At 62.3% G+C, this 15,451-nt stretch carries 10 protein-coding genes; 3 read left to right on the top strand and 7 right to left on the bottom strand.

What is annotated here, in order from left to right:
- Positions 1-62 precede the first annotated feature (62 nt).
- The 4 genes from BW09_RS06265 to BW09_RS06250 form a co-directional block, all read right to left on the bottom strand.
- The gene (locus BW09_RS06265) at positions 63-1,235 is read right to left on the bottom strand and encodes an MFS transporter (protein WP_044088396.1); all 1,173 of its coding nucleotides are present in this window, start codon (positions 1,233-1,235) and stop codon (positions 63-65) included.
- Between the two features lie 269 nt (positions 1,236-1,504).
- Positions 1,505-2,599 carry a redox-regulated ATPase YchF gene (ychF, locus tag BW09_RS06260; RefSeq protein WP_140462897.1) on the bottom strand — a complete coding sequence of 365 codons (1,095 nt, stop codon included), beginning with the start codon at positions 2,597-2,599 and terminating at the stop codon, positions 1,505-1,507.
- A 31-nt stretch (positions 2,600-2,630) separates the two neighbouring features.
- Positions 2,631-3,452: a pyrroline-5-carboxylate reductase gene (gene proC / locus BW09_RS06255; RefSeq protein WP_044088399.1), complete on the bottom strand. Its 822-nt coding sequence runs from the start codon at positions 3,450-3,452 to the stop codon at positions 2,631-2,633.
- 85 nt (positions 3,453-3,537) lie between these two features.
- Positions 3,538-5,016: an alpha/beta fold hydrolase gene (locus tag BW09_RS06250; protein ID WP_044088402.1), complete on the bottom strand. Its 1,479-nt coding sequence runs from the start codon at positions 5,014-5,016 to the stop codon at positions 3,538-3,540.
- Positions 5,017-5,092: 76 nt separating this feature from the next.
- Between BW09_RS06250 and BW09_RS06245 the strand changes: the two genes are divergently transcribed.
- Together BW09_RS06245 and BW09_RS06240 are read left to right on the top strand one after the other, a co-directional pair.
- Positions 5,093-7,696: a histidine kinase gene (locus BW09_RS06245; RefSeq protein WP_044088403.1), complete on the top strand. Its 2,604-nt coding sequence runs from the start codon at positions 5,093-5,095 to the stop codon at positions 7,694-7,696.
- Between the two features lie 185 nt (positions 7,697-7,881).
- A complete protein-coding gene (locus BW09_RS06240; RefSeq protein ID WP_044088404.1) occupies positions 7,882-8,640 on the top strand; it encodes a response regulator transcription factor in 759 nt (252 codons plus the stop codon).
- Positions 8,641-8,814: 174 nt separating this feature from the next.
- Here the strand turns inward: BW09_RS06240 and BW09_RS06235 are convergent, their stop codons facing one another.
- The 3 genes from BW09_RS06235 to BW09_RS06225 all read right to left on the bottom strand — a co-directional run bounded on the left by BW09_RS06235 (position 8,815) and on the right by BW09_RS06225 (position 14,220).
- Positions 8,815-11,586: an ABC transporter permease gene (locus tag BW09_RS06235; RefSeq protein WP_140462895.1), complete on the bottom strand. Its 2,772-nt coding sequence runs from the start codon at positions 11,584-11,586 to the stop codon at positions 8,815-8,817.
- Positions 11,587-11,604: 18 nt separating this feature from the next.
- Positions 11,605-12,522, bottom strand: coding sequence for an ABC transporter ATP-binding protein (locus BW09_RS06230; RefSeq protein ID WP_258185011.1), 918 nt, complete (start codon positions 12,520-12,522; stop codon positions 11,605-11,607).
- Positions 12,523-12,906: 384 nt separating this feature from the next.
- On the bottom strand, positions 12,907-14,220 hold the full coding sequence (locus tag BW09_RS06225; RefSeq protein ID WP_140462893.1) for an O-acetylhomoserine aminocarboxypropyltransferase/cysteine synthase family protein: 1,314 nt from the start codon (positions 14,218-14,220) through the stop codon (positions 12,907-12,909).
- A gap of 343 nt (positions 14,221-14,563) precedes the next feature.
- Here BW09_RS06225 and BW09_RS06220 point away from each other — a divergent pair, with 343 nt between their 5' ends.
- Positions 14,564-15,436, top strand: coding sequence for a pyridoxamine kinase (locus BW09_RS06220; RefSeq protein WP_044088486.1), 873 nt, complete (start codon positions 14,564-14,566; stop codon positions 15,434-15,436).
- Positions 15,437-15,451 lie beyond the last annotated feature (15 nt).

The following is a 15,451-nucleotide window of genomic DNA, read 5'->3' as shown; positions in this document are numbered from 1 at the left end:
ACCACACGGTATCCGAGTGTGGTTCCCGACCGAGCCGGCCTGATTCCGCACCTACTGGCGAGTCATGCATCGACTCGAAGCGTCTCCTTGCTCTCGAAACGCACAGCGAACGCGATCAGCAGCAGCACCGCGGCCACAGTGAATGGCAGGCCGGCAAGTCCAGTAATGTGATAATCCATGCCCGATGCGTTCAACGCCATGCCTCCTACCAACGAGCCGACGGCATTGCCTCCGTTGAATCCGATCTGCACCGCGGCACCGCCGATGAGCTCGCCGCCTCCCTTTCCGGCATCGGCCATGAGCAGCATCTGCGGACCGTTGATGAAGAACAAGCCAAACGCAATCCAGAAGGTAAGCAAGGCGCATGTCGCAAGATTGCCTGGAACAAGGAACACCATCAGCAAGCCCGCGGCGGAAATCGACTGTCCCACTGCGGCAGTCACCGAATGAAGCCATCGATCAGCCAAATGTCCGCCGGCGAGCCCGCCGACCACCATGCCAAAACCGGCAAGCATCATGAGCAGCGGTACAAACCGCGATTCGTATCCGCCGGTTTTCTGAAGCCACGGAGAGACGTAGCTCCACCAGCAGAACACACCGGAATTACCGACGAATACGGCGCCAAGCACCAGCCAGGGACCGGGTTTGGCGAGAAAACGGAATTGTCCGGCAAGCCCGGCATCGGGCACGGCGGCGATAAGGGGCATCCATGCCAGCGTAAGCACTATGGTCAATCCGGCACCGATGGCCAGAATGGAGAAGGCCAGACGCCAATCAAGATATTCGGCAAGCAACGTACCGGCGGGAACGCCGAACATATTCGCGATGGTCTGGCCGGTGACCATTACGGACACCGCTTTGCCTTCCTTCCCCTTGTCGGCAAGCGCCTTGGCGATGACGGTGCCGGTGCCGAAGAAAGCGCCGTGAGGCAGGCCGGCGATGAATCGCGCGATGACAAGGACGGTGGCGTTCGGAGCCAAAGCACTCATCGCATTGCCGATCAGGGCGAGGACCATGAATAGGATCACCAGATGCTTCGGACTGCTCTTGCGGCCGAAAACAAGCATGGTGACGCCGATGCACACGCCGATAGCGTAAGCGGAGATGAAATGCCCTGCGGTCGGAATGGAGACATGCATGGCCGCAGCTGTTTCAGGCAGAATGCCCATCATGACGAATTCCGCGGCACCAAGCACGAAGGCTCCCGCCGCAATGGACAGTAGGCTCTTTTTCACAATCCCATTCCCTGATAACACGTGACGTATCCTGACGATTCGGGACTACGGTATCAGACAGGTCGGGCTGGAACCACGCCTCCGGGGTTTCCGAAATGAAGGAAGTGAGGTACACGCCATCGGCACTCTATTGGCACTCTATCCTGGCCACAAACGGCCAGATACGGGCCATAATCGGCCATTTTCCAATAATCGAAAAACGGCGGAATTCCAAGCCCCGAGACCTCGGAAAACGTTGGAATTCCGCCGTTTTGCAGGGGCGTCACCCCCTATTTCGACACGTTGAACTTGAACTCGACGATGTCGCCGTCCTGCATCACGTAGTCGCGGCCCTCCTGACGGAGCTTGCCCTCCTCCTTGATCTTGACCATGGAGCCTTCGGCGGCCACGAAATCGTCATAGGAGACGATGTCGGCCTTGATGAAGCCCTTCTCGAAGTCGGTGTGGATCACGCCGGCTGCCTGCGGGGCAGTCCAACCCTTGTGGATCTGCCAGGCGCGCACCTCCTTGACTCCCGCGGTCAGGAAGGTCTGCAGTCCGAGGATGTCGAAGCCCACGCGAGCCAGCTGGTCGAGGCCGGACTCGCTCAAACCGGCATCCGCCAGCATCTCGCGGGCGTCCGCCTCATCGAGCTCGGTGAGGTCGGCCTCGAACTGCGCGTTGAGGAACACGGCCGGTGCGGGCGCCACGGACGCGGCGAGCTTGGCCTGCAGCTCCTTGTTCTGCAGCTCGTCATCATCCACGTTGAACACGTAGATGAATGGCTTGGCGGTCATCAGATGCAGGTCGTAGACGGAGTCCTTGTCGAAGCGGCCCTCGCGCACGGCCTTGTCCAGCGTCTCGCCGGCCTCGAGGATCTCCTTGGCCTTCTTGACAGCGTCCATGTATGCCGGCTCGATCTTCTTGCCGCGCAGATCCTTCTCGAGCTTCGGCAGCGCGTTCTCGATGGTCTGCAGGTCGGCGAGAATCAGCTCGGTGTTGATGGTGTCGATGTCGTCGGCCGGGTCGACCTTGCCATTGACGTGCACGATGTCATCGTCCACGAAGGCGCGCACGACCTCGCAGATCGCGTCGGCCTCACGGATGTTGGCCAGGAACTTGTTGCCCAGGCCCTCGCCCTCGGATGCGCCCTTGACGATGCCGGCGATATCCACGAAGGTCACCGTGGCGGGCACGATCTTCTCGGTGTTGACCAGCTTGGCGAGCACGGGCAGACGCTTGTCCGGCAACGGCACGATGCCGGTGTTCGGCTCGATGGTGGCGAACGGGTAGTTCTCAGCGAGCACATTGTTGCGGGTCAGGGCATTGAACATGGTGGACTTGCCGACGTTCGGCAGTCCGACGATTCCGATAGTAAGAGACATGGTTCCCTAGCTTAGCTGTGATGGTACCCGTTCAGCCGACGATGGCGTCGACCGCGTCGATGACGGAACCGCGGAAGCCGTCCTTCTCCAATTGGGCGACACCGCGGATGGTGGTACCCCCAGGCGAGCAGACGGCGTCCTTCATGGCACCTGGATGCGTCCCCGTGGCCATATACAGTGCACCCACGCCCTCGACCATCTTGGCGGCCAGGCGGTAGGCGGTGGCACGCTGCAGTCCGTACTGCACACCGGCATCTGCCAGGGCCTCGATGTACATGTCGGTGAAGGCGGGCGCGCAGCCGGCGACCACCATGGCGATGTTCATATGTGCGGAGTCGACTCGCTCGATGAGGCTGATCGGGCCGAACAGCTGCTCGAAGGTCTCGGTTTCGGCATCGGTCAGCGTATTCGCCGATTCGGTGACCAGCACGCCCTTGCCCACTGCCATCGGCGTATTCGGAATAGTGCACTGGAGGTGGATGTCCGGAGAGTCCGCGGAGTCGCCGTCTTCGGCGGCGAACAGATCCTGATATTTCCTCAGGTCCCAGCCGGCGGCGATGGATACGACGAGCTTGCCTGGCTTGCCAAGTTCACGGGACAACGGTTTGACGACCGATTCGATCTGGTAGGGCTTGATGGCGATGACCACCACATCGGCGGCCACGGCCACTTCGACGGCGCTGTGCAGCGGACGGACGCCGAGCTTCGCCGCATTCTTCTCGAGCTTGTCGTAATGGGCGGCGCAGGCCACGATCTGATGGCCGCGCACCACACCGGCGTCCACCATGCCTTGGGCGATGGCCTGTGCCATGTTGCCGTATCCGATGAAACCGATGGTGAGATTATTCGTCATGAAGATTCCTTTCGTTCCGCTCCCGACTCCCCTCGCATGAACGGGAGTCATCACATTGAAGCCAACTGAAAACCTTGCTGAGAGGTCAGAACAGTTCCTCGAGATCGCCCCTGTTCAGGGCCTCGTCCCATAGATGCTTGAATACCACGGAGCCGTGCAGACCATCGTGTTCGAACTCGTTGGTGGTCCAGTAATGGCTGTTGCCCACACGGCTCAAGGTGTCGAGCTGCATGCCGGAATCGACGTACATGTCGTCGAAGTAGACGGCAGCCTGCAACGGCACCTCGTTGCGCGCCAGCTGATCCTCGTCGTAGATGACGCCGAACCGCGTGTCCTCCATCAGTACGTCCATGGCCGGTTTGAATGGGCGCAATGTGGACTCCTGTTCGAACATCCATGGGAACATCGCTTCGCCGGTGAAGTTCAGCGGCCGGGTCTCGGTGCCGAACTCAGGGTGACGGTCGCGCACGCGCTGCGCGGCCCAGCGGATGGGCTCGTCCATCTCACCGTTGGCGTAGATGAACTCCTGCAACGGCCAGTACAGCGGACGTGATGCGGTGGCGTTCATCACCTTGGCGAGGAATTCGTCGGAAAGGTCGGCGTCGGCGCATGAGGAGCCATCGCTGGTCAGGAAGACATCGTCAAGAATCCAATGCACCCGTTCGAAGCTGGGCTTCATGCCGAAATCGGAGCCCAGGCACTGCAGCCGTTCCACGGTCAGCGGGTCGCCGTTGGGTAGCAGTGGGAAGCCGTGGGCGGCCATGCCTGCGATCAGTCCAAGCCGGTGATCGATATCGGTTTCGGCCATCGAGCCGAGTACCGAATCATGCAATGTGTTGGTGAATTCGGTGACGTCCGCCACAGTCGGCAGTTTGTCCGCCAACGTCTCCACACGCTCCCTGTCCTGAGGATAGCGCTCGTAGAACTGTGCCGTCTTGCGGGCCATGCGCGGGAACGTGTGCTCGTAGACCTCAGTGGCGTCTGCCGGAACATGAGGGATGCCCCCGGTCGTGAAGCTGGCGATCACTCCAGCCGGGAACAGGGAGAGATAGGTCAAGGTCAGGAATCCGCCATAGCTTTGCCCCATGGTGACCCATTTGCGTCCGTCGAATTCGGTCAGGCGAAGGTGTTCGAAGTCACGCACGATCGAGTCGGCGAGGAACTTCTTGAGGAAATCGGCCTGGGCGCGGGCCGTACCGGCCGCATCACCCTCATATGCGGCGGCGATGCGCGCCATGGCATGGGTATCGACGCGCGAGGAACGCCCGGTGCCGCGCTGGTCGGGCAGGATTACGCGGAAATGCTTGGTGGCCTCCTCGATCCAGCCGTCAGAGGCCGGGCTGTTCAGACGAGGACCGGCACCTCCCGGGCCGCCCTGCAGGAAGATCAGCAGCGGCAGATCGTCATGCACATGCTCGGGTGTGGTGACCACACGGTAGAACAGTTTGATCGTCTCGCCGTCGAAGGATTCGCCGGGAGTCTTCCCCGCCCAATCCAACGGCACATCAATGGAATGGTCCTCCATGGCGAGACCTGGCACATAGTATTTGCAAAGCAATGTCATAGCTCACGACTCTAGCCCACAAATCAGTCCGATGGCTGATATCGGCAGGCTTTCGGACGCGTTACGCTTGCGGATTATGGAATGGTTCACACGCTTGCGCAGATGGTGGGACGCCTTGCCGGGATTGGGCCGGGCGACCGGCCACACACTCGTATACGACGTCATGCTGGCTGTGGGCCTGATGTCTTTGATCACGCTGATGGCAACCAGCATAGATTCCGGCCCCGGCCTGCTGTTCAATTCCACGACGGCGATCACCGTGCTGTGGAGCCTTCCTGCGGCGGTGCCGCTTATTCTACGCCGTGTCTGGCCGGAATATGCCGCCTGGATGTATGTGGCGTTGACCTTCGCGCACCTGGTTTTCGGTCCGGCAATAGTCTTCAGCGACTTCTTCGCCCCCATCATGCTGTATTCGGTGCTGCTGTACGGCAAGGCAGCACATACGATACGGTTCGTGACGGCCGCTTGCGCGACGACCGTATTCGCCGGCCTGGTGTGGGGTGTGGCGTTCATGCTGGGGCCTATGTTCCCCGCCGCTCCATGGTCGCTTAAGGTCGATTGGGAGAGCTGGCTGCCTCACGCACTGTTTCTTCCGGCGTGTCCAGGCTACGATTCCACAGCGCAGTCCATGAGATATGGCTGCGGTGCCGCTGTCGCCATCGAAGGCGGCACCGGAGCCGCGGCGATCGGCGTATGCATGGTCAGCGTGATCATCATGGCGTTCTGGCAGCGGGCTCGCCGGACCACGCTTGACGCCATGAGGCAGCGGAACGAGGCCCTTGAGGCCCGAAAGGCCGAGGAGGCCCGTATCGCCGCGCTGGCCGAGCGGGCGCGCATCGCACGCGACATGCATGACGTGGTGGCGCACACCCTGTCCACGATCATCGTTCAGGCTGACGGCGGTCGATATGCCGGTGCGAACGACATCACCGTCGCCAGGACCACCATGGCGACCATCCGGAGCGAGGCGACACGTGCCCAGCATGATATGCGACGGCTGTTCGACGTATTCGGCACCGCCGAAACGCCGCAAGGATACGCGGATATCCCGATACTGCTCAATAAGTCATTCAATGCTTCAATGCACGTGTCACGAACCGTCTCCGGCACGGTGCAGGAGGAACGGCTCCCCGATCACGCAGGCGAAGCGTTGTTCCGCGTGGTGCAGGAAGGACTGACCAATGCCCGCAAATACGCCGGCGCAGGCGCCCATGTCCGCATCGATGAGTCATGGACCCCGACCGATGTCACCATCGCCATCACCGATGATGGACGCGGCGCTCAAGCGACCGAGGACGGACATGCACCGGGCTACGGGCTCATGGGGATGCGCGAACGCATCGAGGCGTTGGGCGGCAATGTCACCGCAGGACCACGGCCGAACGGCGGCTTCGCGCTGAACGCCGTTGTCCCATTGCAGACCGGAATCATCGGCACGGACTCCTCCAACGGAGAGGATTCCCCCATCGGCTCAGGCTCTCCTGCCCGTGCGGATGGATCGGATCGTCTTGCCGGCACCGATACCCGGCACACGGCATCAGATTCCCTTGATCGAGACATCGACAGCCGTCTGCCTCGATGGTCACGGCGCTTCATCCAATGGCTGAAGCGGACAGCCGCGTCATTGCGCTCCCGCTCGTTCGACCAGGGCGATGTCTCCGACCTCAATTGGATCGGCAGGTTGGCACGTTGGACGCAGCGGCATTATCTGCTGATGGACATCCTCGGCACCGTGATTCTGGTAGTGCTGTTCCATTCATCCACATATTACGATCTGCAGGTGCTGGCCAACGATGGCATATGGGACCCGGCCGAACACACTCTGGCGACACTGCTGACCATCGTGCTGCTGGCACCGCTGGCGTTCCGCCGGCGTTTCCCCGAGACCAGCGCTCTCGTGGTAGCTCTTCTGTCAGGCATGCAGCTGCTGTTGCCGCCATCCATCATGTCGAATGCCGCTTTGGCGGTGAACGTGTTCGCCTTGGTATCCGTGTATTCCGCTGTACTGTACGGGCGGGAGCAGGCATGGCGTTGGGTGAGCGTTGCACTCGTGGCCGATTCCTGGCTGTACGGCATCAAACTGATGGCAGGGCGCAGCGGCACCAGTACGGTGCGCGTGTTGGCGCAAATGGTCATGCCCGACCGGTATTCGTCCGAAATCTGGACCATTGTGTTCGGCGGATTGGCTCCTGGCGGGATGGTGATGCTCGCTGGGTTCGCCTGCATCGCATCCGCCCGCTGGGTGCGGTCGAGGGGTGCGAACGCGCTGGTGCTGCAGCAGCGCGAGGAAGCGTTGCGCGCGGAGCAGGAACGTCAGAAGGTGTTGGCCGCGAATCTGGAACGGGAGCGCATAGGCGCCGCCATGCAGGCCGAGGTATTGGCCACATTGGAGTCGGTGATCGCGCAGACTGCTGAAGGAATCGCCGCGCTCAACAGTTCGCCGGCACCTGATGGCATGCAGATCGCCGCACTGTTCACCGCGATAGGTGCACGAGGACGCGCCGCGCTGGCGCACATGCGCGAACTGTTGACGGTGCTGCGGGAGACCGGGTTCAGCGACGAACAGCATGCAGGCTCGCCGGCGCCGTTGCAATTGCGGCCGCTCGGATCGGTGGATGACCAATTGCTGCAGCGCCAACAGGCCCAGACGAAGCATGCGGATATGAATGATATCCGATAAGACTTCAGCATCCGAGGGAAACCGTCATGATTGCCGCCCTGCAATCCCACTGACAATGAATCATCCCTGCGTCATCCTTGTGTCATTGAATCATCCTTGAATGCAACGTTTCCTCCGGTGCTTTCAGGGATGATTCAGGGTTGATGTGCAGCAGAAGATGACGCGAACCGGATACAGTGGGAATCATGAATGAGAGCGGAAGCATTCGCGTGATCATCGCGGACGATCAGGAATTGGTGCGCGCCGGATTCGCCATGGTCATCGGCTCGCAGCCGGATATGGAAGTGGTCGGGCAGGCGTCCGACGGCACGGACGCCGTGCAGTTGACGCAATCCCTCCAACCGGATGTGGTGCTGATGGATGTGCGCATGCCCGGCATGGACGGCATCGAAGCAACACGTCGCATCGCTTCGGCAAGCGACTCAGGCGATGGCAAACGGCCCATCAGGGTGATCATCCTGACCACGTTCGATTTGGACGAGTATGTGATGGCGGCCATCAACGCCGGCGCTTCGGGGTTCCTGCTAAAGGATACCGAGCCGGAGACACTGCTCAATTCGATTCGTACAGTATTCCAAGGCAATGCGATTATCGCGCCGTCCGCCACGAAGCGGCTCATCGAGAAGATGGTTCAGGACGGGTATGCACAGCATGAATCGTCAGACGATATACCTTCCAGTGCCGTCGTCGGCGCCGGTTATGCGAAGACCGGAGGCACCGCGAATCAGCCGTTCTACACCGACCCGGAGCTGGGCCTGCTCACCGATCGCGAACGCGAGGTGCTCGTCGAGGTCGCCCACGGACTGAGCAATCAGGAGATCGCGGACAGACTGTTCATCTCCTTGCCCACGGTGAAAACACACGTGGCGCACATCCTGTCCAAGATCCACGCCCGAGACCGCGTCCAGGCCGTGGTCTTCGCCTACGACAACGGTTTGGTGTAGCGGACCCACTCGTTACTTTTCCTGGAAACGGCTGCCAACGAAGCTGATTGAGGGGAGCGCCCGCCTTACGGGTACTCCCCTCAATTGCATGTATTGGCCCCTCTCAGAAAAGGGAACCAATCGTGCAGCTATGAACCGCTGTACAAATCACCTGTCAGCGCTGCGGCCAAGCCACTAGGCTTCGGCCAATGCGACCACCGGCGGCACACTGACCGCGCGACGGGCCGGCGCGATACTCGCGAGCAACGCGGCAAGCGCCGCAACACCAAGCACCAGTCCGTTGGTGGCCCAGTCGAACGGCAACGCCACGGTGGCGTACAGGCTGAACACCATGTAGGAGCCGAGCCAGCCGAACAGTGTGCCCAGCGCCACGCCCGCCACGCCGGAGACGAGCGAGAGCAGCAGCGCCTCGGCCGCGAGTGAGCGCCGCAGCTGTCCGCGAGTCATGCCGATGGCGCGCAGCGTGGCGGATTCGCGGGTGCGCTCGATCACGGAGAGTGACAGCGTGTTCGCCACGCCCACGAGCGCGATAAGCACAGCCACGGCAATCAATCCCACCAGCAGGGCCATCATGCTGTCGATCGTGGTCTCCCACATCGAACGTTCGGCCACCGGTCCGGACACGCTCACACCCGGGGCTGCCGAGAACGCCTGCTGCACGTTGGTGAGCACGTCGTTCATCGTGATGCCGGCAGCGTCCGCATCCACGCGCATGAGCAGCATGTGGCCGGCGGTTTCGAGGTCGCCATCGGTGAAATGCTCGGCGTTGACGAACGCCACCGCGCCGTAGTCGGAGGAGACGCGGCGGTAGTCGGCCTGCTGGGGCTTGAGGGTGATCGGCTTGCGGCCGGCGGCACCGGTCTCGGTATCGGTCTCGACGCCGGCCGGATTCTCCCGGAAGACGACGGAACTGTCGAAACCGACCTTCTTGCCATCCATGGCGTTGATCGTCGGCAGCAGCACGTCGCCCGACCCGATCGAGACACCGCTCAGATCGGCCTTCATCACCTTCGCGAGCGCGGCAGTGTCCTTGACTCCGACGAGCATCACGGACAGCTCCTTGCCGTCCTTCGTAGTGACGTACCGCACGGTGGTGGGCGCGTAGAGGGAGGCGGCCACGCCCTTGGCCTCGGCGGCGTCCGTGGCCTGCTTGTCGGTCATGTCGTTGCCGGCGGCGATCATGTCCACGCTGTAGCGCTGGTCCAAGGCCACTTCCATGGTCTGCTTGCCGCTGGCGGCACCGGTGGCGATGGTGGACACAAGCGTGACGCCGATGAGCAGCGCGGCACCGGTGGCCGCCACACGACGCGGGTTCTTCTGGATGTTCGCGTTGGCGATTCTCGCGCTGGGGCCTGCCAACGAGACGACCGATCCCACGCCGCGCATGAGCAGCGGCAGCCAAAACGCGGCGGACAGCACCAGTCCCAAGAAGACCAGCGCGCATCCGGCGATGGCCATGAGCAGGACGACCGCATACCGCTCGATAAGCGCGTCATGCCCGACAAGCGACTCGTGCATCTGCCATGCGGCGAACACGGCGAGTGCCACGCCGGCAACCACAAGGATGCCCGAGAAGACGGCCCGTACCACGCCTGCCCGGCGTGTGTCCGTCAGTTCGATGGGGCGCAGCGCCTCGAGCGGCGTCACGGCGGTGGCGGCACGCGCGGAGCCGAGCGAGGCGAGCACGGTCATCACCACGCCAAACGCGATGGGCACCACGAACGCCTGCCAGCTGAGGATCAGCCTGGCCCTCAACTCGTCGCCGCCCATGAGTCCCGAAGCGCACAGGCCGGCAATGATGCCGATACCCAGCGCCACGCCGAGCAGTGAGGCGACCAATCCGAGCACACCTGCCTCGAGCAGCACGGAAGCGTACAGCTGCCCCTTCTGGGCGCCGATTGTGCGCAGCAGCGCCAGAGTACGGCGGCGTTGCGCCACCAGCACCTGGAACGTGTTGGCGATCACCAGCGCGGCCACGACCATTGCCAGAATGCCGAAGCTCAGGAGGAACACGGTGGTGATGCTGAGCCCGCCGTCCGCGTCGAGATTTTGCAACGCATCCTTGTCGATGTCCGCGCGGCTCATGACGACGTAGTATTCCGGCATCAGCTTGGCGACGCGTTCGGCGGCGGCCTGCGCCTTGGCATCACCTTCCCGGCCTTCTCCGGCACCGGCGAGGTCGAGGTAGAGCGTATTGGCGGCGACGTCGTTGAATTCCGCCGCGCCGGACATGGTGGCCAGCACGTTGTTCGACAGGACGGACGCGCCGCCGTAATAGGAGTACGCGCCGTTCGGATCGTCGGTCAGGCCGGTTACGCGCACCGTCATTGCGGAGCTGTTGGCGCCGCCAGCCGTCGAGGCCCCGCCGGCAGAGGCGTCAGCATCATCGGCGGCGCCAGCAACAGCGGCATCCCCCTCGATCGCCGCCTGAGCAGCCGGGGAATTCACCGTGACCGTATCACCCACGCCCACGCCGAGCTGCTCGGCGACGGACCTCGGCAGGGCGATCTCGTCGTTGTCGATTGGCTGGTTGCCGTCCGAAACGGTGACCGGCAGCAGCGAGAGGCTCTTCGCGGTGCCGATGGCGATGCCGGTGACGTGCCGGTCGCCCTTGGCGACGGTCAATCTGGGCACGGTCGCATCGACTCGTACGTCCTCGACCCCGTCGATGGTGCGCAACTGGTCAAGCTGGAAGTCGGCGACGGTAGTGGCGTACGCCTTGTTCTGCTCGTCTTCAGTGGCGTTCTTCAATGCTTCGGAGTCGGTCGTCACCACATAGTTCGCCCCACCGTATAGCGCGGTCTGCTGGTGGACGAGCGAGTCGCCCATCGTGTTCGAGAACAGGAACGTGGCGGCGATGAACGCGGTGCCGATCAGGATGGCGATGCCGGCGGGAATGAGCATCCTGCCGTTCTTGCGCATGAGTTTCAAGGTGATGTCGAACATGATTCGTGACTCCCCCTCTCAAGCGGCGTGACGTGCGGTCACAGCGGCACGGCGGTGGCTTGAGTGACGCTTCGCGGAGGGTTCGGCGTCACTGTCGGCGAATACATCCGCCCTTACGAAACGGTCGTGTGCATCGGACGCCAGCGCGGCGCGCGTAGCCCGTTCGCGTTCGGCCATGAGCAGGTTGTTCATGGCTTCGGCGGTGGGATGCGGCTCATCGGCCACGATGCGTCCATCGGCGAATACGATGGCCCGGTCGGCGTACGATGCGGCCACGGCGTCGTGCGTGACCATGACGATGGTCTGGTCGAGCTCATTGACCGACTGCTTGAGGAATCCGAGCACTTCGGCGCTGGAGACGGAATCGAGGTTGCCGGTGGGCTCGTCGGCGAAGACGAGGCTGGGCTTGGTGATGAGGGCCCTTGCGATGGCCACGCGCTGCTGCTGTCCGCCGGACAGTTCATTGGGACGGTGGCTCAGTCGCTGCTTAAGCCCCAGGGTCTCCACCAGCAGGTTGAACCATTCCCGGTCGGCTTTGGCACCGGCAAGGGTCAGCGGCATGAGAATGTTCTGCTCGGCGGTGAACATGGGCAGCAGGTTGAAGCTCTGGAAGATGAACCCGATCTTGTTGCGACGCAGCAGGGTGAGCTGTTTGTCGTTCATACGGGTCAGGTCCTTGCCTCCGAACAGAATGCGCCCCGAGGTGGCGGAGTCCAGTCCGGCCAGTGTGTGCATCAACGTGGACTTGCCGGAACCGGATGGTCCCATGATGGCGGTGAAGCGCCCGCGCTCGAAGCTCACGTTCACATCGCGCAACGCATGCACCGCATTTGCTCCGGAGCCGTAATCCTTGACGAGGTCTACGGCTTGAATGGCTATGCCTCTGGATGGAAGCTGCATGGATTGCGAATCTACAGGCGAATTGCCGACAGTCATGATCGTCTCTCCTCTTCTTGTGACCGGAACTGTGATATCCGGATGATGATTCCCACTGTATGAAGAGGAGAATGCGCCTCACATCGTGCGCAGGACTGAATTCCATGGTCGCTATCCTCATCCTTGAGGACTATGCCTGTCTTTTCCGTCGGGTTCTGGCAGCCGGTCGTTACTGCTCCCATTGCCTGTCATTGACTGCCACAACAGTCGTCGGAGTGACCGTCCGCCGGATTCATCGTCACACGGCAAACGGAAAGCCCGCGCTGCATGACTCAGCGCGGGCTTTCACTCCCCCATTTCAATTCCGCTCATCCATGATGCACCCCATAAGCATCATGCCCTTCAATCGGAATTGACGGCTTCCTTATCGCCTCTACCTCCTACTCACTTGGCAAGACCGGAGGCACGGACGGCTTCGAAGCCACCCTTGAGGTCGTCGAGGATGTCCTCGATGTTCTCGGTGCCGATGGACAGGCGGATGGTGCCCTGGTGGATGCCCTGGTCCTCGAGCTCCTCCAGAGTCTCCTGGGAGTGCGTGGTGGAGGCCGGGTGGATGACGAGGGACTTCACGTCAGCGACGTTGGCCAGCAGGGAGAACAGGTGCAGGTTGTCGATGAAGACACGGGCCGCGTCCTTACCACCCTTGATGTCGAAGGTGAAGATGGAGCCGGCGCCGTTCGGGAAGTACTTCTTGTACAGCTCGTGGTCGCGGCGACCTTCGATGGACGGGTGGGAGACGGACTCGACTTCCGGCACGGTCTGCAGGTATTCGACGACCTTCAGCGCGTTCTCGACGTGACGCTCGACGCGCAGGGACAAGGTCTCGGTGCCCTGCAGCAGCAAGAAGGCGGCGAACGGGGACAGGGTGGCGCCGGTGTCGCGCAGCAGGATGGCGCGGATGCGGGTCACGAAGGCGGCGCCGCCCAGAGCCTCGTAGAAGTTGAGGCCGTGGTAGGACGGATCCGGCTCGGTGAGGGTCGGGAACTTGCCCGGAACCTCAGCCCAGTTGAAGTTGCCGCCTTCGACGACCACGCCGCCCAGCGTGGTGCCGTGGCCGCCGATGAACTTGGTGGCGGATTCGACCACGACGTCGGCGCCGTGCTCGAGCGGACGGAACAGGTACGGGGTGGCGAAGGTGTTGTCTACGATCACCGGCAGATGATGCTTGTGGGCGATGGCGGAGATGGCCTCGAAGTCCGGCAAATCGGCGTTCGGGTTGCCGAAGGTCTCGAAGTAGACGAGCTTGGTGTTCTCCTGGATGGCGTCCTCGAAGTTCTGCGGGACCTCAGGATCGACGAAGGTGGTGGTGATGCCGTCGCGCGGCAGGGTGTGCTTGAGCAGGTTGAAGGTGCCGCCGTAGATGTTCTTGGAGGAGACGATGTGGTCACCGGACTGGGTGATGTTGCGCACGGCGTACTCGACGGCGGCCGCGCCGGAGGCGACGGCGATGCCGGCGGTGCCGCCTTCAAGGGCGGCGATGCGGTCCTCGAAGACACCCTGGGTGGAGTTGGTCAGACGGCCGTAGATGTTGCCCGGGTCTGCAAGGCCGAAGCGGGCCTCGGCGTGGTCGAAGTTGTGGAAGACGTAGCTGGTGGTGGCGTAGATCGGCACTGCGCGGGAGTCGGTGGCCGGATCGGCCTGCTCCTGGCCCACGTGCAGCTGCAGGGTTTCAAAACGGTACTTCTTGTTCTCGGCCATGATGTGCTCCTTGTCGTCGGTCGCGAGGTTCTTTTCCTTGCCACCCGCCTGCCGTATTCGGCGGTTGGCGAGGTGTTGGTTATGAAGGTACGCGCGGCGGATAGCGCGGCGCAAGCCAGACGTTATCGGGGTTGCCTATAGACCCTTATCAGCCGTTGGAATCCTTGGCGTTCACCCACCCTTCACACCGCCGAAATACCCTCCGGCAATCCCGCGACACGCCGAAGCGGCATCACCGTGGACTACGCTCGTCACTGTTGTCCGCGGTTCTTCATCAGACTTTTCGTCTGGGCTGTAATGCGGACGAGATCGCATGCAGCAACATCATCGGAAGACCTGGACCATGACCGACGTGACCTTGTATGAACGTGACCCGAAGTACATCCCGCGCGTTGCCGCCGTACACGATATGTGCGGCTATGGCAAATGCTCGCTGACCGCGGCGATACCGATCCTCTCCGCGGCCGGATGCGACGTGTGCCCGGTCCCCACCGCCCTGTTCTCCGCGCACACCAAGTATCAGGTGTTCACGTTCCACGACACCACGGATATCCTTTCCGGATATCTCGACGCCTGGCAGGCCGAGGATGTGGAGCTCGACGCCGTGTATTCGGGGTTCCTTGGCTCACCGGAGCAGGTGGCGATCATCCAGAGGCTGTACAGCGACTACCCTGCCGCCCTGCGGCTGGTCGACCCGGTGATGGGAGACGGCGGACGGACGTACACCACGTATACGCCCGAACTATGCGAGGCGATGGGGGCGTTGGCGACCGGCGCCGATGTCCTGATGCCGAATCTCACCGAAGCATGCATCCTCACCCATCGCGACTACCAAGGCCAGGATCTGAACGACGATCAGGTGAATGGTTTGCTGGATGCGCTGCTTGAGTTGGGTGCCAAGAACGTGGTGCTCAAGGGCATCGACCATGGCGATGACCGTATCGTCAATTATGTGGCTTCGGCATCGGACGGCGCTGCAGGCAAGATCGAGCTGAAGCACCTCAAACTGCCGTACATGATCCACGGCACCGGCGACGTCTTCGCATCCGCACTGTGCGGGGCGGTGATGGCGGGCCGCGGTCTGGCGGAATCCGCGCGGATCGCCGGCGAATTCGTGCGCCATGCGATGGCAAGCACCCGTGACCAGCCACACTTCGAGGACCGTGGGGTCAGTTTCGAGCTCAACCTCGGCGAGCTCACCGATCTGGTGCGCTAAGGCCTGCACCGTGAC

Source organism: Bifidobacterium sp. UTCIF-1 (genome assembly GCF_006408915.1).
Taxonomy (GTDB): domain Bacteria; phylum Actinomycetota; class Actinomycetes; order Actinomycetales; family Bifidobacteriaceae; genus Bifidobacterium; species Bifidobacterium reuteri.
Note: the sequence above shows the minus strand (reverse complement) of the source record. Positions and strands in the feature narration are given on the sequence as shown.